Genomic DNA, 1953 nt, shown 5'->3' with positions numbered 1-1953 from the left:
CAGTGTCCTACTCTCGCATGGGGAGACCCCACACTACCATCGGCGCTACGGCGTTTCACTTCTGAGTTCGGCATGGGATCAGGTGGGACCACCGCGCTAAGGCCGCCAGGCAAATTCTGTCTAAACTAACCCGCTATGCAATACCACACACAGCCAGCCAGCCCAATCTCGGAACTTCGCTGAAAATATCAATCTTTCAAATCTAAAACACCTTTGGTGTTGTAAGGTTAAGCCTCACGGATCATTAGTACTGGTTAGCTCAATGCATCGCTGCACTTACACACCCAGCCTATCAACGTCATAGTCTTTAACGTTCCTTCAGGGGGCTTAAAGCCCCAGGGAAGACTCATCTCGAGGCAAGTTTCCCGCTTAGATGCTTTCAGCGGTTATCTCTTCCGAATTTAGCTACCGGGCAATGCCATTGGCATGACAACCCGAACACCAGTGATTCGTCCACTCCGGTCCTCTCGTACTAGGAGCAGCCCCTCTCAATCTTCCAACGCCCACGGCAGATAGGGACCGAACTGTCTCACGACGTTCTAAACCCAGCTCGCGTACCACTTTAAATGGCGAACAGCCATACCCTTGGGACCTACTTCAGCCCCAGGATGTGATGAGCCGACATCGAGGTGCCAAACACCGCCGTCGATATGAACTCTTGGGCGGTATCAGCCTGTTATCCCCGGAGTACCTTTTATCCGTTGAGCGATGGCCCTTCCATTCAGAACCACCGGATCACTAAGACCTACTTTCGTACCTGCTCGAGCCGTCACTCTCGCAGTCAAGCTAGCTTATGCCTTTGCACTAACCTCACGATGTCCGACCGTGATTAGCTAACCTTCGTGCTCCTCCGTTACTCTTTGGGAGGAGACCGCCCCAGTCAAACTACCCACCAGACACTGTCCTCACCCCAGATTATGGGGCCGAGTTAGAACATCAAACATTAAAGGGTGGTATTTCAAGGTTGGCTCCATGCAGACTGGCGTCCACACTTCGATGCCTCCCACCTATCCTACACATCAAGGCTCAATGTTCAGTGTCAAGCTATAGTAAAGGTTCACGGGGTCTTTCCGTCTTGCCGCGGGTACACTGCATCTTCACAGCGAGTTCAATTTCACTGAGTCTCGGGTGGAGACAGCCTGGCCATCATTACGCCATTCGTGCAGGTCGGAACTTACCCGACAAGGAATTTCGCTACCTTAGGACCGTTATAGTTACGGCCGCCGTTTACTGGGGCTTCGATCAAGAGCTTCGCCTTGCGGCTGACCCCATCAATTAACCTTCCAGCACCGGGCAGGCGTCACACCGTATACGTCCACTTTCGTGTTTGCACAGTGCTGTGTTTTTATTAAACAGTTGCAGCCAGCTGGTATCTGCGACTGGCTTCGGCGCCGGGAGCAAGTCCCATTACCTAATGCCAGCGTGCCTTCTCCCGAAGTTACGGCACCATTTTGCCTAGTTCCTTCACCCGAGTTCTCTCAAGCGCCTGAGTATTCTCTACCTGACCACCTGTGTCGGTTTGGGGTACGATTTAATGTTACCTGATGCTTAGAGGCTTTTCCTGGAAGCTTGGCATCAACTACTTCACCACCGTAGTGGCTCGTCATCACACCTCAGCGTTGATAAGCAACCGGATTTACCAAGTCACTCCGCCTACATGCTTAAACCGGGACAACCGTCGCCCGGCTAGCCTAGCCTTCTCCGTCCCCCCTTCGCAGTAACACCAAGTACAGGAATATTAACCTGTTTCCCATCGACTACGCTTTTCAGCCTCGCCTTAGGGGTCGACTCACCCTGCCCCGATTAACGTTGGACAGGAACCCTTGGTCTTCCGGCGTGCGGGTTTTTCACCCGCATTATCGTTACTTATGTCAGCATTCGCACTTCTGATACCTCCAGCAACCCTCACAGGTCACCTTCAACGGCTTACAGAACGCTCCCCTACCCAACAAC

2 rRNA genes are annotated in these 1953 nt (G+C 52.7%); both read right to left on the bottom strand.

What is annotated here, in order from left to right:
* Positions 1 to 110: ribosomal RNA gene (rrf, locus tag V2A85_RS23290) — 5S ribosomal RNA — on the bottom strand; the annotation flags it as partial.
* Positions 111 to 223: 113 nt separating this feature from the next.
* Positions 224 to 1953 (bottom strand): 23S ribosomal RNA (locus V2A85_RS23285); the annotation flags it as partial.

It is taken from the genome of Yersinia sp. 1252 StPb PI, assembly GCF_048593885.1.
Taxonomy (GTDB): domain Bacteria; phylum Pseudomonadota; class Gammaproteobacteria; order Enterobacterales; family Enterobacteriaceae; genus Yersinia; species Yersinia enterocolitica_E.
This window is presented reverse-complemented; position numbering and strand designations above follow the sequence as displayed.